23 protein-coding genes are annotated in these 24,304 nt (G+C 65.6%); 18 read left to right on the top strand and 5 right to left on the bottom strand.

From position 1 onward, the window contains the following. Window positions 1–213 precede the first annotated feature (213 nt). Complete coding sequence (locus tag AB7535_RS06040; protein ID WP_085402703.1) at window positions 214–1,839, bottom strand: helicase HerA-like domain-containing protein; 1,626 nt, start codon at window positions 1,837–1,839, stop codon at window positions 214–216. Between the two features lie 348 nt (window positions 1,840–2,187). Here AB7535_RS06040 and AB7535_RS06035 point away from each other — a divergent pair, with 348 nt between their 5' ends. The 16 genes from AB7535_RS06035 (at window position 2,188) to AB7535_RS05960 (ending at window position 17,292) form a co-directional block, all read left to right on the top strand. Continuing rightward, the gene (locus tag AB7535_RS06035; protein ID WP_063984593.1) at window positions 2,188–2,553 is read left to right on the top strand and encodes a hypothetical protein; all 366 of its coding nucleotides are present in this window, start codon (window positions 2,188–2,190) and stop codon (window positions 2,551–2,553) included. Between the two features lie 24 nt (window positions 2,554–2,577). Further along, the gene (locus AB7535_RS06030) at window positions 2,578–2,985 is read left to right on the top strand and encodes a DUF4332 domain-containing protein (protein WP_071915663.1); all 408 of its coding nucleotides are present in this window, start codon (window positions 2,578–2,580) and stop codon (window positions 2,983–2,985) included. Window positions 2,986–3,216: 231 nt separating this feature from the next. Continuing rightward, window positions 3,217–4,077, top strand: coding sequence for a dihydropteroate synthase (gene folP, locus AB7535_RS06025; RefSeq protein ID WP_135214856.1), 861 nt, complete (start codon window positions 3,217–3,219; stop codon window positions 4,075–4,077). After that, window positions 4,074–4,442 carry a dihydroneopterin aldolase gene (gene folB / locus AB7535_RS06020; protein WP_008553485.1) on the top strand — a complete coding sequence of 123 codons (369 nt, stop codon included), beginning with the start codon at window positions 4,074–4,076 and terminating at the stop codon, window positions 4,440–4,442. The genes folP and folB overlap by 4 nt, the downstream gene beginning before the upstream one ends. 1 nt (window position 4,443) lies before the next feature. Next, window positions 4,444–4,935: a 2-amino-4-hydroxy-6-hydroxymethyldihydropteridine diphosphokinase gene (folK, locus tag AB7535_RS06015; RefSeq protein ID WP_085402701.1), complete on the top strand. Its 492-nt coding sequence runs from the start codon at window positions 4,444–4,446 to the stop codon at window positions 4,933–4,935. Window positions 4,936–5,016: 81 nt separating this feature from the next. Next, window positions 5,017–6,888 carry a methylmalonyl-CoA mutase family protein gene (locus tag AB7535_RS06010; protein ID WP_439037241.1) on the top strand — a complete coding sequence of 624 codons (1,872 nt, stop codon included), beginning with the start codon at window positions 5,017–5,019 and terminating at the stop codon, window positions 6,886–6,888. Continuing rightward, window positions 6,885–7,349 (top strand): GFA family protein, encoded by a 465-nt coding sequence (locus AB7535_RS06005; RefSeq protein ID WP_085402699.1) that lies wholly within the window; start codon window positions 6,885–6,887, stop codon window positions 7,347–7,349. Before AB7535_RS06010 ends, AB7535_RS06005 begins: the two co-directional genes overlap by 4 nt. Window positions 7,350–7,373: 24 nt before the next feature. Further along, window positions 7,374–9,530 carry a methylmalonyl-CoA mutase gene (scpA, locus tag AB7535_RS06000; protein ID WP_085402784.1) on the top strand — a complete coding sequence of 719 codons (2,157 nt, stop codon included), beginning with the start codon at window positions 7,374–7,376 and terminating at the stop codon, window positions 9,528–9,530. Between the two features lie 37 nt (window positions 9,531–9,567). Continuing rightward, window positions 9,568–9,864: a nucleotidyltransferase family protein gene (locus AB7535_RS05995; protein ID WP_085402698.1), complete on the top strand. Its 297-nt coding sequence runs from the start codon at window positions 9,568–9,570 to the stop codon at window positions 9,862–9,864. 32 nt (window positions 9,865–9,896) lie between these two features. After that, on the top strand, window positions 9,897–10,670 hold the full coding sequence (locus AB7535_RS05990; protein WP_085402697.1) for an RsiV family protein: 774 nt from the start codon (window positions 9,897–9,899) through the stop codon (window positions 10,668–10,670). A 131-nt stretch (window positions 10,671–10,801) separates the two neighbouring features. Then, a complete protein-coding gene (locus AB7535_RS05985) occupies window positions 10,802–11,794 on the top strand; it encodes a tripartite tricarboxylate transporter substrate binding protein (RefSeq protein ID WP_028146998.1) in 993 nt (330 codons plus the stop codon). Between the two features lie 191 nt (window positions 11,795–11,985). Then, a complete protein-coding gene (locus AB7535_RS05980; protein WP_039151132.1) occupies window positions 11,986–12,480 on the top strand; it encodes a tripartite tricarboxylate transporter TctB family protein in 495 nt (164 codons plus the stop codon). 4 nt (window positions 12,481–12,484) lie between these two features. Continuing rightward, window positions 12,485–13,996, top strand: a complete 1,512-nt coding sequence (locus AB7535_RS05975) for a tripartite tricarboxylate transporter permease (RefSeq protein ID WP_085403858.1) — start codon at window positions 12,485–12,487, stop codon at window positions 13,994–13,996. A 51-nt stretch (window positions 13,997–14,047) separates the two neighbouring features. Continuing rightward, window positions 14,048–15,037 carry a methylmalonyl Co-A mutase-associated GTPase MeaB gene (gene meaB, locus AB7535_RS05970; protein WP_085403859.1) on the top strand — a complete coding sequence of 330 codons (990 nt, stop codon included), beginning with the start codon at window positions 14,048–14,050 and terminating at the stop codon, window positions 15,035–15,037. Beyond that, window positions 15,034–15,690, top strand: coding sequence for a pyroglutamyl-peptidase I (locus tag AB7535_RS05965; RefSeq protein ID WP_085403860.1), 657 nt, complete (start codon window positions 15,034–15,036; stop codon window positions 15,688–15,690). Before meaB ends, AB7535_RS05965 begins: the two co-directional genes overlap by 4 nt. Window positions 15,691–15,921: 231 nt before the next feature. Further along, window positions 15,922–17,292, top strand: a complete 1,371-nt coding sequence (locus AB7535_RS05960) for a TIGR03808 family TAT-translocated repetitive protein (protein ID WP_063984604.1) — start codon at window positions 15,922–15,924, stop codon at window positions 17,290–17,292. 28 nt (window positions 17,293–17,320) lie between these two features. On the opposite strand, the gene AB7535_RS05955 is transcribed toward AB7535_RS05960, so the two are convergent. The 4 genes from AB7535_RS05955 to AB7535_RS05940 all read right to left on the bottom strand — a co-directional run bounded on the left by AB7535_RS05955 (window position 17,321) and on the right by AB7535_RS05940 (window position 21,538). Then, on the bottom strand, window positions 17,321–18,073 hold the full coding sequence (locus AB7535_RS05955) for a TIGR03809 family protein (RefSeq protein WP_094184353.1): 753 nt from the start codon (window positions 18,071–18,073) through the stop codon (window positions 17,321–17,323). A 481-nt stretch (window positions 18,074–18,554) separates the two neighbouring features. After that, window positions 18,555–20,267, bottom strand: coding sequence for a S8 family serine peptidase (locus AB7535_RS05950; RefSeq protein ID WP_085403861.1), 1,713 nt, complete (start codon window positions 20,265–20,267; stop codon window positions 18,555–18,557). 15 nt (window positions 20,268–20,282) lie between these two features. Then, entirely contained in the window at window positions 20,283–20,972 is a 690-nt protein-coding gene (locus AB7535_RS05945; RefSeq protein ID WP_085403862.1) for a hypothetical protein, read from the bottom strand. Beyond that, on the bottom strand, window positions 20,969–21,538 hold the full coding sequence (locus AB7535_RS05940) for a sigma-70 family RNA polymerase sigma factor (protein WP_008140099.1): 570 nt from the start codon (window positions 21,536–21,538) through the stop codon (window positions 20,969–20,971). The genes AB7535_RS05945 and AB7535_RS05940 overlap by 4 nt, the downstream gene beginning before the upstream one ends. A gap of 433 nt (window positions 21,539–21,971) precedes the next feature. Between AB7535_RS05940 and AB7535_RS05935 the strand changes: the two genes are divergently transcribed. Further along, complete coding sequence (locus AB7535_RS05935) at window positions 21,972–23,129, top strand: GGDEF domain-containing protein (RefSeq protein WP_085403863.1); 1,158 nt, start codon at window positions 21,972–21,974, stop codon at window positions 23,127–23,129. 63 nt (window positions 23,130–23,192) lie between these two features. Beyond that, the gene (locus AB7535_RS05930) at window positions 23,193–24,296 is read left to right on the top strand and encodes a DUF2336 domain-containing protein (protein ID WP_085403864.1); all 1,104 of its coding nucleotides are present in this window, start codon (window positions 23,193–23,195) and stop codon (window positions 24,294–24,296) included. The last annotated feature ends 8 nt before the right edge of the window (window positions 24,297–24,304 follow it).

Below are 24,304 nucleotides of genomic sequence, written 5' to 3'. Positions count from 1 at the left end.
GTCTGATAGATTCGGTGATGTCACATTATGTCCCGTCGGAAACAAATAGCACGTAGCAGACCGACGGACGCTTGGAGAACCCCCCTCACCTGAATTTATGGTGTTCGGCCTCGCCCGGCGTGCGGGGCAATCGCATCCAAATACTCGCGAGATTTCGTCATGCCCGGGCTTGACGCAGTGGAGGCTTTAGTGCCTCAAATCCGGCTTCCCTGCCTACCTTCGCAGCAGCCCGCCGAGCGCGCCTCGCACCAGGGTGCGGCCGATCGAGCCACCGAGCTGGCCGGCGACCGACTTGCCGAGATTGGCCGCCATCCCCCCGATCACCTGGTTGGTGACCGATCGCGTCACGTCGCGCGCAATGACCTGGCCCGCCGACAGGCGGCCGCGCTTGACGTTGGTGCCGAAGATGGTGCCGACCATCGAGCCGATCTGGCCGAGGATGCCGCCGCCACCTCCGTCGGCCGCACCGGCATCGGCAGTCGCAGCCGTGCCGGCAATCCGCTTCTGGATCATCTCGTAGGCGGATTCGGCATCGACAGCGGTGTCGTATTTGCCCTTCACCGGGCTCGCATCCATGATCGCCTTGCGCTCTTCCGGCGTGATCGATCCGATGCGGGCCGATGGCGGCCGGATCATGACACGCTCGACCATCGTCGGCGTGCCGTTGCCTTCGAGGAAGGACACCAGCGCCTCGCCCTTGCCGAGCTCCATGATCACCTTGGCGGTGTCGAGCTTCGGGTTGGGCCGGAAGGTCTGGGCCGCGGCGGCGACCGCCTTCTGGTCGCGCGGGGTGAAGGCACGCAGCGCATGCTGGACACGGTTGCCCAATTGCCCGAGCACACGGTCGGGCACGTCGACGGGGTTTTGCGTCACGAAATAGACGCCGACGCCCTTGGATCGGATCAAACGCACCACCTGCTCGATCTTGTCCATCAGCGCCTTCGGCGCGTCGTTGAACAACAGATGTGCCTCGTCGAAGAAGAACACCAGCTTCGGCTTCGGCAGGTCGCCGGCCTCGGGCAGCTCCTCGAACAATTCTGACAGCATCCACAGCAGGAATGTCGCGTAAAGCCGTGGACTCTGCAGCAGCTTGTCGGCAACAAGGATGTTGACCATGCCGCGGCCGTCGCGGTCGGTCTTCAGGAAGTCCTTCAGCGTCAGCGCCGGCTCGCCGAAGAATTTGGTGCCGCCCTGGTTTTCCAGCACCAGAAGCTGGCGCTGGATGGTGCCGACGGTGGCCTTGGTGACGTTGCCAAAACCCTGAGCCTCCTTCTTGATGTCGGCAAGCGGGCCTTCCTCGGCGTCCGCCCCCTTCTTGCCGGCATCCGGCACGATGGCATCGAGCAGCGCGCGCAGATCCTTCATGTCGATGAGGGTCAGCCCGTTGTCGTCGGCGACGCGGAAGGCGACGTTGAGCACGCCTTCCTGCACGTCGTTCAGGTCGAGCATGCGCGCAAGCAGAAGCGGCCCCATCTCCGTGACGGTCGCCCGCACCGGATGGCCCTGTTCGCCGAACACGTCCCAGAACACTGTCGAGAACTGGTCGGGCTGGAACGTCAGCCCCATCTCGGTGGCACGCTTGACAATGAAATCCCTGGCCTCGCCGACCTCGGAGATGCCGGAGAGGTCGCCTTTGATGTCGGATGCGAAGACCGGAACGCCGGCGCGCGCAAATCCTTCCGCCATGACTTGCAGCGATACCGTCTTACCGGTCCCGGTTGCACCCGTGACGAGGCCGTGGCGATTGGCAAGCGCCAGCGTCAGCCATGCCTGCTCGTCTCCCTTGCCGACGAAGATCTTGTCGTCGGTGTCGCCGAGCTTGCTGTCCTGTGCGGTCATGCTTCTCTCTGATCTCTCTGCCGTGTTTCGCCTATTGAAACTCGAATGCACCTGCTCCGTAGTTTAACGCATGTCGCGTGCGGATTAAAACCGTTCAACGCGCCCCGAGCATGCGACATTGTCGGAAACATACCGCCGACATCAGCCGAAAGTAGGAATGACGCGTTCGCACCGCGGCAATTTTTCGCTGAATCCATCTCCGCTCTTGCATCGTTGCAACACTTTTCGCGCCTTCGAGAGTGAATCGGAACCTTGCGTACGTTCATCGCTTGTATTTCACATCGCTCCGGATCAAGATCATTTCGGAAGCAATACTCGGGCATGCAAACCGGCTGAGGGGCGGGCCTTATGGACGAGCTGATCGGGCGGCTGGCGTCGAACGCCAGCATAGATGGTGCTGTGGCTGAAAAGACCGTCGGCATTATCCTGGGCTTCCTCCGCAGCGAAGGTCCTTCCGAGAACGTCGAAGCGCTGATCGATCAGATTCCCGGTGCAGAAGCGGCGATAGAAGCGTCCAGGAGCGGCGGCGGACTGTCGCGGCTGATGGGCGGCGGCCTGATGGCCGTCGGCACGCGCCTGATGGGCCTGGGACTTGGCATGTCCGAGATTCAGAACGTTGCCCGTGAACTTTTCCGCTACGGCCGAGACAAAATCGGAGCGGATCAGATGGGCAAGATCATCGCGGGGACGCCGGGCCTCAGCCAGTTCGCCTGAGCGACGCTTTTCATATCGAGTATCATGACATATCCGATCTCCGAGATTGAGGGCCTGCCAGCCTTTGCCGCCAACAAATTGAAGGCGCAAGGAATCCGCACGACCGACGCGCTGCTCGAGGCGGCCTCGACCGTGAAGGGTCGCAAGGCGCTCGCCGCCAAGACCGGCATCAGCGAGCAGCAGTTGCTGGAATGGGCCAACGTCTCCGACTACATGCGCATTCCCGGGATGGGCCGGGCCAAGGTCGGCCTCGTCCGCGCCGCCGGCGTCACCACCGTGCGCGAGCTCGCCTATCGGAATCCGGCACGGCTGGCCCAGAGCATGCGGGAAGCCAACGTGAAGAAGAAGCTCGTCCGCATCCTGCCCTCGGAAAAATCGGTCGGCGACATCATCGCCAAGGCGAAGAAGCTGCCGCCGAAGATTACGTATTAGGGCATCTCCCTCGGCATACGACCTGCCGCGTTAGCTCTCGGTGTCATACCCCGCGAAGGCGGGGTATCCAGTACGCAGCGGCTCCTCCATATCACCGCACGGCCTCGGAATACTGGATTGCCCGCTTTCGCGGGCGATGACAGCGGAGGCGATCGATGCTCCGCGAACACATCGACATTCGCCCCCAATCCCACCTTGAATCCCCCCTCCCCGACCGCTAAAGCGGGCCGCATGAATGCCTCGCCCTCCCCATCCGTCCCGCCGGCCGGCTCGGCCGGGCCCGACGTGCTGCGGACGCTGCTGGAGCGGCCGATTCCGGCAGTGATGGGCGTGCTCAACGTCACCCCGGATTCCTTCTCCGATGGCGGTGAGTTCATCGCGCCCGAGCTGGCGCTTGCGCGGGTGCGGGCGATGATCGAGGCCGGCGTCGACATCATCGACATCGGTGCCGAGTCCACCCGGCCCTACACGGGCGCCCGGCCGGTGACGGCGGCGGACGAGCTGGCCCGGCTGAAGCCGGTGCTGTCAGGCGTGGTGGCGTTGGGCGTTCCCGTGTCGATCGACAGCATGAAGGCTGAGGTGGTGGCCTTTGCGCTCGACCAGGGCGCTGCGATCGCCAACGACGTCTGGGGCCTGCAGCGCGACACTGGCATGGCACAGCTTATCGCCGCGCGCGGCGTCCCCGTCATCGTCATGCACAACCGCGAGGCCGTCGATTCCGCCATCGACATCGTCGCGGACATGAAAGCGTTCTTCCTGCGCTCGCTCGATATCGCCGCCAAGGCCGGCATCGCGCGCGACAAGATTGTGCTCGATCCCGGCATCGGCTTCGGCAAGACGGCCGAGCAGAGCATGACCGCGCTGGCGCGGCTGCGCGAATTCGACACGTTCGGCCTGCCGATCCTGGTCGGCGCTTCGCGCAAGCGCTTCATCGCCTCGGTGTCGCCCTCGGAGCCGAAGGAACGGCTCGCCGGCTCGATCGCCGCGCATCTGATCGCCGCACAGCGCGGCGCCAAGATCATCCGCACCCATGACGTCGCCGAGACCTTGCAGGCCCTGCGGGTCGCGAATGCAATCGAGAGCAAGCAATGACCGATACGATCTTCGTCACCGGCCTGTCGATCCACGCCCGCCACGGCGTGATGGATCACGAGACCGAAGTCGGCCAGCGCTTCGTCATCGATCTCGAGCTCTATACCGATTTGTCGGAGCCGTCGCGTAGCGACCGGCTCGCCGACACCGTGTCCTACGCCGAAGTCGTGGCGACCACGACGGCGGCGTTCAAGAATACAAATTACAAGCTGCTGGAGCGAGCGGCCGGCGCGGTCGCCGATGCCATCCTGTCGCACTTCCCGCGCATCCGCGCCGTGAAGATCACCGTGCACAAGCCGCATGCGCCGATCGCCGCAATCTTCGACGACGTCGGCATCATGCTGACGCGCTCGCGGCATCCGTAAGATGGCGAGCGTGCTGATCGCACTCGGCGGCAATGTCGGCGATGTCCGCGCGACGTTCCGGAAGGCGATCTCGCACATCTGCGGCATGGCGCAAGCTGCGCTGATCGCGCGCTCCTCGGACTATGCGACGCCGCCCTGGGGTGACGAGGACCAGGATCCCTTCATCAATGCCTGCGTCGAGATCGAAACCAGCCTCGATCCGCATGCGCTCTTGTTCGTGATGCATAAGGTCGAGCAGAAATTCGGCCGCACACGGAACAAGGAGAGGCAATGGGGCCCGCGCACGCTCGATCTCGACATGATCGCCTATGACGATGTCAGCTTGCAGAAACCCGACCTGACCTTGCCGCATCCGCGCTTGTTCGAGCGCGCCTTCGTGCTGGTGCCGCTGGCCGAAATCGCGCCCGACCGCGTGATCTCAGGCATTCGTGTGCGTGACGGGCTTGCCAGCGCCTCGACGCAAGGCATTGAGCGGCTTCCGGATACCGGTTAACCAAAAACAACCGTTTGCAGCGACGGCCGGCCGTGGCAATTTCGCCCGCGAACAACAAGATTTTTGGGAGCCCTTGGCCGTATGACCTCCGTGACTGACGACCTGCCGCTGGCGGCGGATTTCCCCAAGGCCACGGTCAACGACTGGCGCAAGCTGGTCGACGGCGTGCTGAAGGGCGCGCCGTTCGAGAAGCTGGTCGGCAAGACTTATGACGGCCTCAAGATCGACCCTCTCTATCCGCGCGCCCGGGGCGTTGCGCCCGTGGTGGGACGGCCTGCCGCCGCGCCGTGGCAGATCATGCAGCGGATCGACCATCCCGATGCGGCGCTCGCGAATGCGCAGGTGCTGACCGATCTCGAAAATGGCGCGACGGGGCTCGCGCTGGTGTTCGCCGGCGGCAGTGGCGCTCACGGGTTCGGGCTGGAACCTTCGGCCGATGCGGTCGCCAAGGTTTTCAAGGATATTCATCTCGATGCCGGCATCGGCATCGAGCTCCAGATCGGTCCGCAATCGCGGATGGCGGCGATCCATGTCGCGGAATATGTGAAGAGCAACGGCCTCGATCCCGCCGCCTGCAACATCCGCTTCGGGCTCGATCCGCTTGCGGCCGGCGCGGTGTGGGGTCACAGCCCCTACACATGGGACGAGATCGTTCCGGCCGTCACTGGCGCCATCAAGGGGCTCGCCGCGCTCGGCTTCAAGGGACCGTTCGCGTCCGCCGACGGGCGCGTGATCCACGATGCCGGCGGCTCCGAGGTGCAGGAGCTCGCGTTCGTGCTGGCCTGCGGCGTCGCCTATCTGCGCGCGATCGAGGGCGCCGGCGTTCCACTGGAGCAGGCGCAGGACATGATCTATGCGCGGCTCTCTGCGGATGCCGACCAGTTTTTGACCATGGCAAAATTCCGCGCACTGCGGCTGCTGTGGGCGCGCATCGAGACGGCGTGCGGGCTGACGCCGAAGCCGCTGTTCATTGCCGCCGATACGGCCTGGCGCATGCTGACCCAGCGTGCCCCTTACGTGAACATGCTGCGCGCGACCATCGCGACATTCGCGGCCGGGCTCGCCGGCGCCAATGCGATCACCGTGCTGCCGCATACGCTGGCGCTCGGGCTACCTGATCCATTCGCGCGGCGCGTGGCGCGCAATACGCAAGCCCTGCTTCTGGAAGAAAGCAACCTCGCCAAGGTCAGCGATCCCGCCGCCGGCGCGGGCGGCATCGAGACATTGACGGCGCAGCTTTGCGACGCCGCCTGGGCGCTGTTCCAGGACAGCGAGAAAGCCGGCGGCGCCTTCGCCGCGCTTCAGCAAGGCCTGTTCCAAAGCAAGGTCGCGGCCGCGCGAAAGGCCCGCGACGCCAACATCGCAAAGCGCCGCGACGTGCTGACAGGCGCCAGCGAGTTTCCCAACCTGCATGAGCGCGAGACGGCGGTGCTGACGGCGACGCCGGTCAAGCTCGCTCCCTACGGCGAGCAGAAATACAAGTTCGATGCGCTGCCGCCGATCCGGCTGGCGGAACCGTTCGAGGCGTTGCGCGACAAATCCGATGCGGCGCTGAAGGCGCGCGGTGCGCGGCCAAAGGTGTTTCTGGCCAATCTCGGCACGCCCGCCGATTTCACGGCGCGGGCGACCTTTGCCAAGAGCTTGTTCGAGGCCGGCGGCATCCAGGCCGTCGACAGCGAGGGCTTTGCCGATCCGGCCAAATTGGCCGCCGCATTCAAGGCCTCCGGCGCCGAGCTCGCCTGTCTTTGTTCCAGCGACAAGGTCTATCCGGAACACGCCGACGCCGCGGCGAAGGCCCTGCAAACGGCGGGCGCGCGACATATCTATCTGGCAGGCCGTCCGACCGATGCCGAGGCGGCACTCCGTGCGGCCGGCGTCACGGGTTTTGTCTTCGCCGGAGGCGATGCGCTTGCGACACTGCAAGACGCCTACCGACGGATGGAGCAGGCATGAGCGAGGCGGGCAAACCAGTTTTCACCGGCGGTTGCCAATGCGGCGCGGTGCGCTTTGCGATTTCGGCAACCCCCAACAGGGTTTCGATCTGCCATTGCCGTATGTGCCAGAAGGCGAGCGGCGCGCCGTTCGCGTCCTTCGCCGACATCAACCGGACGGACTTCGCCTGGAGCAAGGGGCAGCCGGCGTTCTTCCGCTCCTCCTCGATCGCTGATCGCGGCTATTGCGCCGCCTGCGGCACGCCGCTGAGCTTTGGCCGCATCGACGGCGACCGGATCGAGATCATGACCGGCGCCTTTGACCGCCCCGACCAGCTGGTGCCGACGCGCCAATACGGATCCGAATCCCGGCTCGGCTGGGTGGTCGGAATCTCCAATTTGCCGAGCCAGACCACGCAACAGAATTACGGACCGGAGAAGATGGCGACCATCGTCAGCCATCAGCATCCGGATCATGATTGAGCGTCTAATGATATGGTTGAAACCATGAGCCGCATTCCTGATTTCGCCGACGTCGCCTTCGAGCGCATCGCTACCGCCGCGCCGTCAGGCAGCGCCGAGCCGTGGCTGACGCCCGAGGGCATTCTGGTGAAGCCCGCCTATGGCGAGGCCGATCTCGCCGGGCTCGATTTCCTCGAGACCTATCCGGGCATCGCGCCGTACCTGCGCGGCCCCTACCCGACCATGTATGTCAATCAGCCCTGGACCGTCCGGCAATATGCCGGCTTCTCCACGGCGGAGGATTCCAACGCATTCTACCGCCGCAACCTCGCGGCCGGACAGAAGGGCCTCTCGGTCGCCTTCGACCTCGCCACCCATCGCGGCTATGACAGCGACCATCCGCGCGTCGGCGGCGACGTCGGCATGGCCGGTGTTGCCATCGATTCCATCTACGACATGCGCACGCTGTTCGCAGGCATTCCGCTCGACCAGATGAGCGTGTCGATGACCATGAACGGCGCGGTGCTGCCGATCCTCGCGCTCTATGTCGCCGCCGCCGGCGAACAGGGCGTGCCGCCGGAAAAGCTCTCGGGCACCATTCAGAACGACATTCTGAAAGAGTTCATGGTGCGCAACACCTATATCTATCCGCCCGCGCCCTCGATGCGGATCATTTCGGACATCTTCGCCTATACCTCCACGAAGATGCCGAAATACAATTCGATCTCGATCTCCGGCTATCACATGCAGGAGGCCGGCGCGACGCAGGACCTCGAGCTCGCCTATACGCTCGCCGACGGCGTCGAATATCTGCGCGCCGGTCTTGCCGCGGGCCTCGACGTCGACCGCTTCGCGCCGCGCCTGTCGTTCTTCTGGGCGATCGGCATGAACTTCTTCATGGAAGTCGCCAAGATGCGCGCCGCGCGCCTGCTCTGGGCGAAGCTGCTGAAGCCCTTTAACCCGAAAGACCCGCGCTCGCTGTCGCTGCGCACGCATTGCCAGACTTCGGGCTGGTCTTTGACCGCACAGGACGTGTTCAACAATGTGATGCGCACGACGGTGGAGGCGATGGCGGCCACCCAGGGCCACACCCAGTCGCTGCACACCAACGCGCTCGACGAGGCCTTAGCGCTGCCGACCGACTTCTCGGCCCGCATCGCCCGCAACACCCAGCTGTTCCTGCAGCAGGAGAGCGGCACCACCCGCATCATCGATCCCTGGGGCGGCTCGTATTATGTCGAGCGGCTGACGCGCGACCTCGCGGCGAAGGCCTGGAGCCACATCCAGGAGGTCGAGGAGCTCGGCGGCATGGCCAAGGCGATCGAGGCCGGCGTGCCCAAGCTGCGCATCGAGGAGGCCTCGGCCAAGACGCAAGCCCGGATCGATGCCGGCAAGCAGGCGGTGATCGGCGTCAACAAGTACAAGCCGACGGATGAGGCTCCCATCGACATCCTCAAGGTCGACAACACCAATGTCCGCCGCCTCCAGATCGACAAGCTGACGCGGCTGAAATCCGAGCGCAACCAGACCGACGTCGACGCGGCGCTTGCCGCGCTGACGCGCTCGGCCGGCGAAGGCAACGGCAATCTGCTCGCGCTCGCGATCGACGCAGCACGGGCGAAGGCGACCGTCGGCGAAATCTCGGACGCGATGGAAAAGGTGTTCGGCCGGCACCGCGCCGAGATCAGGTCCATCACCGGCGTCTACAAGCGGGAGGCGTCCAGCATGGGTAACCAGGTCGAGAAGGTTCAGGCGCTGATCGACGCCTTCGAGGAGGCGGAAGGCCGCCGGCCGCGCATCCTGGTCGCCAAGATCGGCCAGGATGGCCACGACCGCGGCCAGAAGGTGATTGCCTCGGCCTTCGCCGACATCGGCTTCGACGTCGACATCGGGCCGCTGTTTGCAACTGCCGATGAAGCTGCGCGGCAGGCGGTCGAGAACGACGTGCACATCCTCGGCGTCTCCTCGCTCGCCGCCGCCCATCTCACCGCAGTGCCTGAACTCAAGGCCGCGCTGAAGAAACAGGGCCGCGACGACATCATGATCATCATCGGCGGCGTGGTGCCGCCGCAGGATTACGACGCGCTCTATGCGGCCGGCGCCGAAGCCATCTTCCCGCCGGGCACGGTGATCGCGGAAGCCGCCGAGGAGCTGATCCGCAAGCTGAATGCCCGGCTCGGGCATAGCGAGGCGGCGGAGTAGATGGTACGCTGGCCGTATCACCGGCCGGATTGTCTCCATGACACGTGATGAGGTCATCGCTGCGATACGCCAGAACGCTGATGCCATCAAAGCCAAGGGCGTCTCGAAGCTCGCCATCCTCGGCACGCGGGACGGCGACGATTATCACCCGCACAGCGACATCGATGTCCTGGTCGAGGTCGAACCGGAGGCCTCTTTCTCGCTGCTCAACCTGATCGACGTCGAGCAGATCATCGAGGATGCGACCGGCTTGCAGGCGCAGGCGACTGTCCGGCGCTCCGCCTCCCCCCACTCTGCGCAGCAGATCGCAGACCACATCCTCGAAATATTCTGACGCTCACGTAAGGAGCACTCCCATTGAAGTTCATGATCGGTTTGAGCGTCGCCATGGCGCTTAGCGCAACGTGCGTGATCTCCGCCCTCGCCGCGGACCCCAAGCCCGACGCCATCATCAAGACCAAGAGCATCGACGCCCGCGTCTTCCTCGACGACAGGATCAAGGCGGATGCGGCGCTCGCGGCGGATTGCCTGGCCGAAGGCAGGAAGTGGCTCGACAAGAACGCGGCCGAGGCCGCCGCCTCGCGCAAGGAAGATCCGCAGTTCTTCAAGGACGGCGGCTGGGATTTCGAGCGCAAATATGCGATCCGCTCCGTTGTTGCAGATCGCTATGTCAGCGTCCTGCGCAACGACTACATGGACACTCATGGCGCCCATCCCAACTCGGACGTGAACACGATCCTGTGGGACAAGAGCGAGGGCAAGCGCATCTCGATCCGCCCGTTCTTCACCGAGACCACCGACAACGGGGCAACTATGAAGGCGATGGTGAAGGCCGTGATCGCTTCGCTGAGAGTCGAGAAGAAGAAGCGCGACACCAGCGAGACCGCGACCGACGAGTGGTTCAAGAGCGTCGAGCCGAGCCTGCTCAAGATCGGCGCGGTGACGCTCGCGCCGTCAACCGAAACGGGCAAGAGTTCCGGGCTCACCTTCCACTATCCGCCTTACGCGGTCGGCCCCTACGCCGAGGGCGAATATGTCGCCTTCGTGACGTGGGAAACGCTGAAGACCTATCTCACGGCGGAAGGCATGCGTATCTTCGGCGGTGCGCGACCGAAGGGCGACGCGGCGGAGCCGCAGTGATGATGTTTTGAGCAGCGACACATTGCTCACAACGCTGTGGTAGCGCTACCTTGCAGCGGCGCCGCAAAGCCGACTAGAATGCCTTCATTGACAAGAGCGCCCGGTGTCACGGGCGCCGCTGGGAGGCATTGATGTCCAAGATTTCGCGCCGCACTTTTGCGGCCTCTTCCGCCGCGATTGCCGCATCCGCCGCATTCGGTCTCACACCCGCACGCGCACAGGCGTATCCGGCCCGGCCGGTCACCGTGATCGTGCCCTGGGGCGCCGGTGGCGGCACCGACGCGACTGCGCGCATTGTCGCAGCCCTCCTGGAAAAGGATCTCGGCCAGCCCTTCAACGTCGTCAACCGCACCGGCGGTTCAGGCGTGGTCGGCCATAGCGCGATCGCGACCGCGCAGCCGGACGGCTACACGATCGGCATGCTCACCGTCGAAATCTCGATGATGCACTGGCAGGGCCTCACCGAGCTGACGCCGAAGAGCTACACGCCGCTGGCGCTGATGAACGAGGACCCGCCCGGCATCCAGGTCTCCTCCTCCTCGCCCTACAAGACCGTCAAGGAGCTCGCCGAAGCCATCAAGGCGGCGCCTCCCGGCAAGTTCAAGGCGTCGGGCACCGGTCAGGGCGGCATCTGGCATCTCGCGCTGGTCGGCTGGATGCAGGCGATGGGCCTGCCCGCCAACCAGGTCGCCTGGGTGCCGTCGAATGGCGCTGCGCCCGCGATGCAGGATCTCGCCGCCGGCGGCCTCGACCTCACGACGTGCTCGGTGCCGGAGGCGCGCGCCATCATCGAGGCGGGCAAGGCAAGGAGCCTTGCCATCATGGCGCCGGCGCGCAACCCGATCTTCAAGGACGTGCCGACGCTGAAGGAGGCGATGGGCATCGACTACGCAACCGGCGCCTGGCGCGGCATCGGCGCACCGAAGAACCTGCCGCCGGAGATCGCAACGAAGCTCACCGCAGCGCTGAAGAAGGTCTACGACTCCGCCGAGTTCAAGGACTTCATGAGCAACCGCGGCTTCGGTACGGTGTGGGGCGATGCCGGTCAGTTCGCAAGCTTCATGGACAAGGGCGACGCCCAGATGGGCGAGGCGATGAAGGCCGCCGGCCTGAGCAAGGCGTGATCCGGACCTGCGATGCTCTGATCGCCTCCCCCCGCTTGCGGGGAGAGGCCGGAATTCGCGCGAAGCGCGGGTTTCGGGTGAGGGGGACTCTCTACGAGTCCAATTCTCACCTCCCCCGCGGAGAGCCCCCCTCACCCCAACCCTCTCCCCGCGCGCGGGGAGAGGGAGAATACCTCGCATAGGATTCTCACATGCGTCTTCCCGACTCCGTCACGGGATCGTTTCTCGTCGTGCTCGGCGCGGCGGCTGCCTATGGCGGCTGGATCCTGCCGCCGGTGCCGGGGCAGCCGGTCGGCCCCAACGTATTTCCGCTCGTGATCGGCATCGGGCTCGCGCTGTGCGGGCTCGCGATCGTGTTCGGCATCGGCCATTCCTTCGAGGAGGAGGAAGAGCTGGTCCCGCTCGAGGACGGCCAGGTGGCGGCCGCACCGCCGCCGCAGGGCAAGCTCTACGGCCTGCGCGCCCTGCTGCCGCCGGCGCTGCTGCTGTTCTACGTCGCCGCCGCCGACCGGCTCGGCTTCATCATCACCGCGGCGATCATGGTCTACGTCACCTCGACCGCGCTCGGGGCGAAGTGGAAGCTGGCACTGCCGCTCGCGGCGCTGTCGCCGTTCGCCATCCACCTCATCTTCGGCAAGCTGCTGCGCGTGCCGCTCCCCGCTGGCCTGTTGCCGACGCCCTGGTGATCCCATGCTCAAGACCCTCATTGAAGCATTCGCGCTGATCTCCACCTGGGAGGTCATCATCGCGATGTTCGCAGCCTCCGTGTACGGCCTCGTCATCGGTTCGCTGCCGGGCCTGTCGGCGACGATGGCGACCGCCCTGCTCGTCCCCGTCACCTTCTACCTCTCGCCGATCGCGGCGATCGCAACCATTGTCGCAGCCTCCTCGATGGCGATCTTCTCGGGCGACATCCCCGGCGCGCTGCTGCGCATTCCCGGCACCCCCGCCTCGGCAGCCTATGCCGACGAGGCCTACGCCATGACGCGCAAGGGCCAGGCTGAGCTGGCGCTGGGGGCCGGCGTCTGGTTCTCCGCCGTCGGCGGCATTGCCGGTGTGCTGTCGCTGATGATCCTGGCGCCGCCGCTCGCCGAGATCGCGCTCTCGTTCTCGACCTTCGAATATTTCTGGCTGGCGCTGCTCGGCCTGATGTGCGCCACTTTGGTTGCGCGCTCCTCGCCGGTGAAGGCGATCGCGGGCATGTTCCTCGGCTTGCTGGTGTCCTGCATCGGTATCGAGAATCCGGGCGGCGTGCCGCGCTTCACCTTCGGCATCACCGATTTGTTCGGCGGCATCGAGCCGATCCCGGCGCTGGTCGGCGTGTTCGCGGTGGCGCAGGTGATGCGCGCGATGCTGACGCCCGAGCCGCCGCCGCTGCCGCGGCGAAAATTCGGAAGCATCATGGCCGGCCAGTGGAAGCTGACCAAGAAATATCACTGGCAGATGACGCGTGGAAACATCATCGGCATCATCATCGGCGTGCTGCCCGGCGCCGGCGCCGACATGGCCGCCTGGGTCTCCTATGCGATGTCGAAACGCTTCTCCAAGGAGCCGGAGAAATTCGGCACCGGCCACGTCGAGGGCCTGGTCGAGGCCGGCGCGAGCAACAATGCCAGCATCGCCTCGGGCTGGGTGCCCTCGCTGCTGTTCGGCATCCCCGGCGACACCATCGCCGCGATCGCGATCGGCGTGCTCTACATGAAGGGCCTCAATCCCGGCCCGACGCTGTTCACCGAGAAGGCGTCGAGCATGTACGCGATCTATCTGATGTTCATCATCGCGAACATCCTGATGATCCCGCTCGGCATCGCCATGATCCGGATCGCCGCCTACATCCTGCTGGCACCGCGCTCCGCCATCATGCCGATCATCATGCTGTGCTGTGCGGTCGGCTCATTCGCGATCGGCAACAACATGTTCGGCGTCGTCACCGTCGCCGCCTTCGGCATCATCGGCTATGTCATGGAGGCGAACGGCTATCCGGTGGCCGCGATGGTGCTCGGCATCGTCATGGGCACCATGGTCGAGCAGGCTTTCGTGACCTCGCTGATCAAGTCGGACGGCAGCATCCTGCCGTTCTTCGAGCGGCCCGTCGCGGCGATCCTCGCCGCCATGGCGATCGGCGCGCTGCTCTGGCCGGTGCTGGTGTGGGTCTGGCGCAAGGTGAAGCCGGTGCAGACAGCGGCGGCAACGACTCGGTGATATCGGGCGAGCGGCCCTCGCCTGCCCCGCCGGGGCGTTGTAAAGCAGGGCATGACTGAGAAGAAGGCCTCGCTGGACATCAAAACCCTCGCCCGCGACTTGCGCTCCGGCAGTCGCGCAGCCCTCGCCCGCGCGATCACGCTGGTGGAAAGCCGGCGCGGCGACCATCAGGCGCTGGCGCGCGAGCTGGTGCAGATGCTGCTGCCCGACACCGGCAAGGCGGTTCGCGTCGGCATCACCGGCTCGCCCGGCGTCGGCAAGTCCACCACCATCGACGTGCTCGGGACGTATCTCATCGAGCAGGGAAACAAGGTCGCGGTACTCGCGGTCGATCCGTCCTCGGCGCGCAGCGGCGGCTCGATCCTCGGCGACAAGACGCGGATGGCGCGGCTGTCGGCCTCCAATGACGCCTTCATCCGTCCCTCGCCATCGTCAGGCACGCTCGGCGGCGTCGCCGCCAAGACGCGCGAGGCCATGCTGTTGTGCGAGGCCGCCGGCTTCGACGTCGTGCTGGTCGAGACCGTCGGCATCGGCCAGTCCGAGACCGCAGTTTGTGACATGACCGACTTCTTCCTCGCGCTGATGCTGCCGGGCGGCGGCGACGAGCTGCAAGGCATTAAGAAGGGCCTGGTCGAGCTCGCCGACATGATCGCGATCAACAAGGCCGACGGCGACAATCTCAAGCGCGCCAACATCACCGCCGCCGACTATCGCGGCGCGCTGCATATTTTGGCGCCGCGATCCGAGCATTGGCACCCGCCGGTCGAGACCTATTCGGCGCTGACCGGCGACGGGATCGCAAAACTCTGGCAGAAGGTTCTGGATCACCGCAAGGCGATGAACGCGTCCGGTGATTTCGCCGCACGGCGGCGCGAGCAGCAGGTGAAATGGATGTGGTCGATGCTGGAGCAGCGCATGCTGGCGCGGCTGCGCAGCGAGGCGTCGGTGCGGACCAAGGTCAGGAAGATCGAGGCTGAGGTGGCCGAAGGCCATCTCACGCCGGCACTCGCCGCCGAGCAGATTCTGGAGTTGCTGCAATGAGCGAAAAGCTCCGCATTCTCCTCACCGGCTTCGGACCGTTTCCCGGCGCGCCCTATAACCCGACCCAGCCACTGGTGGCGCGGCTGGCGCAATTGCGCCGTCCGGCGCTCGACGATGTCGCGCTCGCGAGCCACATCTTCCCGGTCACCTATGCCGCGGTCGACCGGCAATTGCCTGATGTGCTCGCGAAGGAACAGCCCGACGCGCTGCTGATGTTCGGCCTCGCCTCGCGTACGCCTTACCTCCGCATCGAGACCCGCGCACGCAATGCCGTCACCATGCTCTGGCCCGATGCCGCCAACACCCGCTCCAGCAAGCGCGGGATCGCCGGCCATGCGGACGCGATGACGTTCGGTCCGCACACGGCAAGACTGCTGCGCGCCGCGCGCCTCACCGGCATCGACGCGCGCGCCTCGCGCGATGCCGGCGCCTATCTCTGCAACTATCTCAGCTGGCGCGCGATCGAGAATGTGAGGGCGGGCGGACCGCAGCTTGCGGCGTTCATCCACATTCCCCTGCTCGCCCGCAGCGGCGCGGTGCGGCGCAAGGGCGCAGCCCGGATTACGCTGGAGGAGCTGGTGGACGCGGGGGAAGCGATGCTGATGGAGCTGGTGGGGCTGGCAAGGAAGCAGCGGAACACTCAGATTTCGTAGGGTGGCAAAGGCGCGTCGCGCCGTGCCCACCATACATCCGCATTCGTGTAACAATGGTGGGCACGCTTCCGCCTTCGCTCTTCGAGCTACGGCGGACAAGTCGCTTTGCCCACCCTACGGCACCGTCTTTGCGGTAAACATTTAACCCTACCGCGAACAATCCTCACCGCCCCAGCCACCCTGCGCTACCTAGTCGGTCGCGGACCTCCCGCGTCCGCCGAAGGATGCGTCATGGACCTCAATCGCCGTCATCTCATCGGAGCTTCGACCGCAGGCATCGCGGGCGCCCTCGCCATGCCGGCCGACGCCGCGCGCGCGGCGCCGCTGACGTCCCTGCTCGGCCGCGATGCCACGCAATACGGCGTGCGGCCCGGCAGCAGCGAGGACCAGACCCGCGTGCTCCAGCGCGCCATCGACGACGCTGCGCGGGCACAGATGCCGCTGGCGCTGCCACCCGGCATCTACCGCAGCGGATTGCTGCGGTTGCCGAATGGCGCCCAGCTGATCGGCGTGCGCGGCGCGACAAAAATCATCTTCACCGGCGGGGCCGCAGCGATCCAGAGCGACGGGTCGGACTCGATCGGCCTGACCGGCCTCATCTTCGACGGCGGCGGCATCCCGCTGCCGACGCGGCGCGGACTGATCCATGTCCTCGGCGGGCGTGACGTCCGCATCACCGATTGCGAGATCACCGGCTCCGGCGGCAGCGGCATCTGGCTCGAGCAGGTGTCCGGCGACATCTCGGGCAACATCTTCACCAACATCGCGGTGACGGCAGTCGTCTCGTTCGACGCCAAGGGCCTCAGCGTGTCCCGCAACACCATCATCGGCACCAACGACAACGGCATCGAGATCCTGCGCACCGCAATCGGCGACGACGGCACGCTGGTCACTGACAACCGCATCGAGGACATCAAGGCCGGCCCCGGCGGCTCGGGCCAGTACGGCAACGCCATCAACGCGTTTCGCGCCGGCAACGTGATCGTGCGCGGCAATCGCATCAGGAACTGCGATTACTCGGCGGTGCGCGGCAATTCGGCGTCGAACATCCACATATCAGGCAACAGCGTCAGCGACGTGCGCGAGGTCGCGCTCTATTCGGAGTTCGCGTTCGAGGCCGCGATGATCGCCAACAACACGGTCGATGGTGCCGCCGTCGGCGTCTCGGTCTGCAATTTCAACGAAGGCGGCCGCATCGCGGTGGTCCAGGGCAACATCATCCGCAATCTGATCCCGAAGCGGCCGATCGGCACCGCCCCCGACGACGATGCCGGTGTGGGCATCTACATCGAGGCTGACAGCTCCGTGACCGGCAATGTGATCGAGAACGCGCCGTCCTATGGCATCGTCGCCGGCTGGGGCAAATATCTGCGCGACGTCGCGATCACGGGCAATGTGATCCGCAAGGCGCTGGCCGGCGTCGGCGTCTCCGTGGTGTCCGGCGCAGGCACCGCGCTCGTCAACAACAACATGATCTCGGAAACCCCGCGCGGCGCCGTGGTTGGGCTCGATCACGCCCGTGCAGTGACGTCGGATCTGTCGGCCGACGGCGCACAGCGCTTTGCGCAGCTGGTGGTCGGCGGCAATGCGGTGCGGCGGTAGCTGCCGCCCTCATCCCGGAGCCCAAACGCTAGAACGCGTTCCTCAGCAGCGGGTACTTCGCTTGCAGGCCGTCGAGGCTGAAGGTGAATTCGACGACGCGCTCGGGAGCGGCGACAATTTCGGCGGCGGGCGGGGCGAACTGCGGCAGAAGCGTTGCCATTACAGCAGGTGTGGCGGGCGGCGCCTTCACGGCAGGTGCGGCGAACGCCGCCTTCACGGCAGGCGTGGTGAACGCCGCCATTGCGGCAGGCGCGGCAACCGGCGACCTCACGGCGGGTGCGGTGAGCGGCGCCCGCGCAGCGGGAGCCTTGAGCGGCGCGACAGCGGCGGGCGCAGTGAACAATGCCACCGTAGCAGGCGTCGCTCGCGGCGCGAGCGGGGCTTCGGTGATTTCGGCAAGGACCTCCGGCTTGGGCGCGAGCCTGACCGGGACGGCGGTCTCCGCGGCGATGTGGACGGCCTTCGGCTGCACGGTCTGGGCCTGCTGGTCGCGCGGAAACACGCGGGGCATGGTCGCCGGCGACCAGCCGAATACGGGCGAGACACTCGCGGCCGCCGCGGCCACGTCACTACCGGTCGCGAGCGCGCGCCAGGTCTGGACGGCGCGCTTGGCTTCCTGGATGTTTTCGAGGAATGCGAGCTCGGAGTGATAGCGGCGCCAGCGTCCGGTCTCGAACATTTCGGAGAGATGTTCCAGCCGCTGCTCGGCGAGAGCGCACCAGCGTGCCGCAATGTCGCGGCCACGCGCCACGTCGCGAACAGCCTCTTGGCGATGTGTCATAAACCAGCCCGTTGGGAGAAAAATACGGACGCGACGCAACGCACACGAATCAATTTAGACGCGACATGAATATTTTGTGGAAAAGTTTTGACTTGTCCAGCAACGACACGCCGGTCGTCGTCAATCACCGTAGTCGTGCGGACAATTGCTGTGTTTTCGAGTCAAGCTTCGCACAAGCATAACCGGCCTGCGGGGCGACTCCCGGACGCCGACAAGGGGCGCCGCCACGTTCGCTCAACCAGAAGCTGATCGTGCCGAGCGATTCAAGAAATCAGACGCCTGAAAAGAAAAGACCCGTCCGGGGGGACAACCGGACGGGTCGAGCCATATGGGCGCTTGGGGTGGATGGGCGCTCGCGCCTGATATGACTTATGGGGAGGGATGACCGCTCCCACATAATTTGGTCGTGGCAGCCGGCTGAACGTTCAATGCGGCGTTCGATTTCTTGGCCCTCGCACGGCGCGCAAAGTTGTCGCAGCCGCTATCGCGTCGCCGGCCTATCCGCCTGAGAAATCGTGGATTTATCGTCTGCGCTCGACAGCGAAGGTTGTTCGATCGCGCGGATGCCAGGCTCGTCGCGACGCTTCTCGGCATCTTCACGTTTTGTTGTACCGGACGCAGCCGCAACAGGCGTCGCGCTGTCGGCGGGAACGGCCATCACTGCGGCAAACGCGTCGGCCTCACCGTCGCCGAACAGATCATCACGGCCGGGTGAGCCGAGGTCGCGCGCGGTCTTCGCCAGCGTCATGCGCAGCGCCTCCGGCTTGAGCGTGTAATTGCGCTCGAGCAGCAGCGCGGCGACGCCGGAGATATAGGCGGCCGAGAACGAGGTCCCCGAGGTCATCTGGTACTTGCCGTCGGGCGCCGGCAGGAAGATGTCGACGCCGGGCGCGGCCAGCGCGATGTAATTGCCGCGGTTGGACGCCGAGAACAGCTTGTCCTGCTGGTCGGTCGCGCTGACCGCGATCACGTTGGGATTGGCGGCTGGATAGAGCGGCGGCGATTTCGCGCCGGCATTGCCGGCTGCCGCGATCAGCACCAGCCCGCGGGCGGCGGTCGCCGCGATGGCGCGCTCGATCACGGCATCCTTCGGACCGGCAAAGCTCATATTGACGATCTGCGCGCCGTGCTCGGCGGCGTAATTCAGTGAGCGCAGGACGATGTAGGACGAGCTCTGGGCTCCACCCGTCGAGCCGCCAAAGGCGCGGATGGCGATGATGCGCGCCTCGGGCGCGCTGCCCATCAGCTTGGCATGCGCCACGATGGCGCCGGCAATGCCGGTGCCATGGACATGCGGGCCCTCGGCGCTGCCGAGCGCATCAAAGTTGTCGGCGATGGAGTGGGCGAGCTCGGGATGTTGGGCGTCGATGCCGGAGTCGATCACGGCAACCGTCACGTTGGCACCGTGCGCCAGCGTATGCGCCTGCGGCAGGCGAAGCCTGGCCAGCGCGTATTGCGCGGGATCGCCCTCGGTCGGCACTGACGATTTCTGATCCTGGAGCACGTAGCGGAAGTTCGGCTGGAGCGAGCGCACGCTGCCGTCGGCGGCGAACTCACGCCGCACCGTCTCGGAAGGCCTGCCGTCCGTGATGCGGAACAGGCCGAACGTCGCCCCGATCAGCGGGAAATTCTCGGATGAGACACGCGTCAAGCCGTGGCGACGCGCAAGCTCGTCGGCTTCAGTCGCCGACAGCGCGCCGTCGATCTCGGCCACGAATTCGTTGGCGAAGGTGCGCAAGTCGACGGCGGCCGGCGTGCTGTTGCCCCGCCCCTTCCCGGCGCTCTTCTTGCCCGATTTTCCCGCGCCATCGCCGCCCGCGCCCGGCTGCGCCAGGCATTCGCCGTCGGCGTCGCGATAGGGGGCGGTGCAGGCCGGATAGAGGTTCGGCGAATAGCGCGCATAGGGCAGCACTGGGGTCGGTCGCATCCGCGCCGTGGTGGTGGTACGCGGGATAGCAGGGATAGAACGCGGGCCGGGGCCGACGCCGACAGCCCGCGCACCAACACCGGGGCTGACGCGCGCGGCGATGCTGGGAGAGATGGTCGGGGTGCGCGTGGGGACGCTGATCGTCGGCGTGCGCATGATCGCCTGCGCCTGCGCAACCTCGACGCCGAGACCGGCGAGCAGGAGTGCAGCTCCGACCGATGAAGCGTAGGCCCCGGCTCGCGACTTACTCTCGGACTTGCGCGTCATCGGTGCAGCGGCGCCTTACGGCGCCGCGACGGCGAGGTTGACGAACTTCTCGCGCGACATCCTGCCGAGCAGCGAGGCGAGCTCGTCCCGGCCCATCGCCTTGTCGAACTGGAGACGGAACATGCCGCCCTTGGCATCGCCGATGATCGAAGCCTGGTAGCTGTCGAGCAGCGCGGTGATGTCGGCGACGCGCGCCTCGGGCGTGAAGCGCACCAGCGCGCGCGCAGGTGGAGCTCCAAGCTCACGCGTGATCGGCGCGCCGACCGACAGCGAAGCGGTCTCGAAGGTCGCGGGCTGGGTCTTTATCAGCACGGCGCCGATGATGCCGGCCTGGAGCAGCAGCGCGATGGCACCCAGGCTCGCCGACCAGGCCAGCGTACGCGGCGACAGGCTCGAGAAGAAGGTCGCGATGCGCGCCGAGAGCGGCAGCGAACCGACCGGCCGCGCCGGCTCGGCGTCGATCGCGGCGAACAGCTTCTGCATCGCCCGCGCCGACGGAGCCCCCAAGCTCTCGTTCAGATGGATGGTCTCTTCGTACTCGCCGCGGATCGCGGCATATTGCTTTGCAAGCGCCGGATCACGCGCCAGCGCTTCCTCGACGCGGCGAGCGTCACGCGTGTTCAGCGTGCCGGCGGCGTGCCAGGGCAGCAGCAGTTCAATTTCACTGGGCTCTTGCTCCAGCATCTTTTTGCTCAATGCCATCATGGCCAGCCTCGCTCAACGCCGGCTGCCTTCAGCAGTTCGGCCAGTTTCTTGCGCGCATAGAACAAGCGCGTCTTCACAGTGTTCTCCGGAATACCGACGATTTCGGCCACTTCTTCCACGGATTTCTCGTGGTAGTAGACGAGATCGACGATTTCCCGATGGTCCGGCGAGAGGCCCGTCAGACACTCCCGCAACGCTTCACTGGTATCCTTTTTCTGCACCGCGATTTCCGGATCGTCAGACGAATCCTCGATCGCGTTGGCAGCTTCGTCGTCCAACCCAACGTCCTTCCTGCGCCGGAGCGCAGACAGGGCCTTGAATCGGGTGATTGCCAGCAGCCAGGTGGAAACGGCGGATCGACCCTCGAACTTGCCGGCTTGACGCCAGACGTCGAGAAACACCTCGCTGATGAGGTCTTCCGCCGCCTGCTCGTCCCGCACCAGCCTTAGCCCGAACCTGTAGACCCTGACATGGTGCCGCCCGTACAGCACCTGCATGGCGAGCCGGTCACCTTGAGCGATCCTGGCGATGAGGACCTCGTCCGAAGCCGCCTGTGTCACGCTCAATGCCCGTCTCGCAAAGTTGGTCGGGTCGGCGCGGCGGACGGTTCGACGGGCGGGGCGAAATTCTTCAGCCTACCGCAGTCACACGGGGGTCTGTGTGATCTACCCCACATACGCGAATTTTCCTTTTGCCACCCGCGGCGGTTGGCCGGCTCGCTCGATAACGGTAACATAGTAATGAAGAATTCCCTGCGCAATGCCGTCCGGCGCGGACGGCCCGACATGATGGAACCATAGCAGCCCTGCACGACGTATGTCTCACCAAGCCCTGCTTTGGCTCGACCCCGTCGCCAACGATGCCTAATCGCCGGCAAATTTCCCCGCCGGCCGCTGTCACCCTGTTGCGCGCTGCACCGTTTGGATTCGATTTCGAAGGATACCAAACCTAAAGGCTTGCCGCGTAGATTTTTGGGCGACATTCACCCTTGGCGGGACAATGAGCACGGCCGCGACGACCTTACCGGAGAGGAATGCCGCTGAGGTCGCGGATCTCGTTCTCATGCCCGACGCGGCTGCGCCCGAGGTACGAGCACGCCGGGTCCGGCAACGCCGGCAGATGTATGTCGGCCAGGTCGCAAGCTACTCGCTCGGCGCCTTCGTGCTGCTGATCTATGCCCATGACGGCGTCGTCCCGATGAACGTTCCGTCGCTGTTCTGGGTCGGCGGCCTGATGATCATCGGCATCTTCGTCGTGATGTCGGAAGCCGGCGTCGGCGACAGACACAGCGACCATTATCTCACCGTCTTCCAGATCTCGGCGCACATGGCGCTGCAGTTCATCTTCCTGGTGTCGGTGCCGACCCTCGGCATCGCCTTCATCAGCGTGCTGTTCCTGATCTTCGCCTTCGGCACGCTGCGCATGACCTCGGCGCAGGCGATGTTCACCTGGGCGATCGCGACGACCTGCCTCGCGGCCGTCTTCCTCGCCTCCGACCTGCCGATCGGCATGCCAGTCGCCACGAAGCTCCAGCGGACCGCCTCGATGCTGTGCTTCGTCCTGGTGATCGGCCAGTGCGCCTTCCTCGGCCTGTTCGGTGCCACACTGCGAAAGGTCCTGTACCGGCGCAGCATCGAGCTGAAGGCCGCCTATCAGCGCATCGAGGAGCTCGCCGAGCTCGACGAGCTCACCGGCTCCTACAACCGCCGCTGCATCATGCGGCTGCTCGATGCAGAGGTCGAAAAGTCGCAGCAGGCGTCCGCACCTTGCGCCATCGCGCTGATCGACCTCGACTGGTTCAAGCGCATCAACGACGCCCACGGCCACCCCGTCGGCGACGAGGTGCTGCGCACCTTCGCCATCACCATTTTTGCAAATATCCGCCCGGCCGACTTTTTCGGCCGCTATGGCGGCGAGGAATTTCTGCTGCTGCTGCCGGGCACCGACGGCGGCGCAGCTGGGCGCATGCTCGAGCGGCTGCGCGGCATCGTCGCCGATCTCGACTGGAGCGCATTTTCCCCCGGCATGCGGGTGACGATTTCCGCGGGCGTCGTGACGCTGCGCGACAACGATACTGCCGACACGTTTCTCGCACGCGCCGACAGCGCGCTTTATTCCGCCAAGGCGCAAGGGCGCAACCGTATTGCAACGAGCTGACTAATCCATTTTTTCCTGGCTGCGCAGAAGCCGCAGCCGGACCGAACGCTCCAGGACAGGGCCATGAGATCGAAATCCGACAAACCATCCGAGAACCTGCTTGATGAATTGCAGACCGCGCTCTCGCACGGCACCGTCGCGCGCCGGGTCGAGGCCCTGCGCCGCGTCACCGATCTCTTCATCAACAATGCGGTGGATTATTCCGACGAGCACATCAGGGTGTTCGACGACGTGTTCCAGTGCCTGATCGAGCAGATCGAGACCTCGGCGAGAGCGCTGCTCGCCAACCGTCTCGCGCCGATCGCGGCCGCGCCGCCCAGGATCATCCGCACCCTCGCGCTCGACGAGGTGATCGAGGTCTCCGGCCCCGTGCTCTCGAAATCGGAACGGCTGGACGAGGCGACCCTGATCGAGATCGCGCGCACCAGGGGCCAGGCGCATCTCAAGGCGATCTCGCTGCGGCGGGTGCTGTCGGAAGCGCTGACCGACGTGCTGGTGGCGCGCGGCAACGAAGACGTCGTGCAATCGACCGTCAGCAATCCGGGCGCGCAGCTCTCCGAGGGAAGTTTTACCGACCTCGTCACGCGCGCCGAACGCGACGATGACCTCGCCACCTGCATCGGCCTGCGGCCCGACCTGCCGCGCCATCACTACCTGAAGCTGATCGCCAAGGCGTCCCTGAGCGTGCGCAGGAAGCTCGAGACCGCGCATCCGGAGCTCGCGGACGAAGTGTCCAGCGTGGTCCAGGAAGCGACCCATCGGGTCCGCGCCGCCGCCATGACCAGGCAGACCGAAATGGCGCGCGCGCTGGTGAGATCGCTGCACGAGGACGGTCGTCTCAACGAGTTTCAGGTCACCAGCTTCGCCGAGCAGGGCAAGTTCGACGAGACAAATGCGGGGCTCGCAGCACTCGCGGGCGTCGCGGTCGAGACCGCCGAGAACATGATGATCGAGAGCCGCAACGAGGGCGTGATGGTTCTCGCCAAGGTCGCGGGCATGCAATGGTCGAGCGTCCGCGCGATCATCGCGATGCGCGAAAAGCTCTCGGGCGGCTCGAAGACCGACATGCTGACGCTGCGCGATGCCTACGAGGCCCTGCGCTCATCGACCGCGCAGCAGGTGCTGCGCTTCCACCGCATGCAGCAGGGCACGACGCCGGCGGCGTGAGGCCGCCG

Origin of the sequence: Bradyrhizobium sp. 956_D2_N1_4, from assembly GCF_052076025.1 — a bacterium.
GTDB lineage: Bacteria > Pseudomonadota > Alphaproteobacteria > Rhizobiales > Xanthobacteraceae > Bradyrhizobium > Bradyrhizobium barranii.
This window is presented reverse-complemented; position numbering and strand designations above follow the sequence as displayed.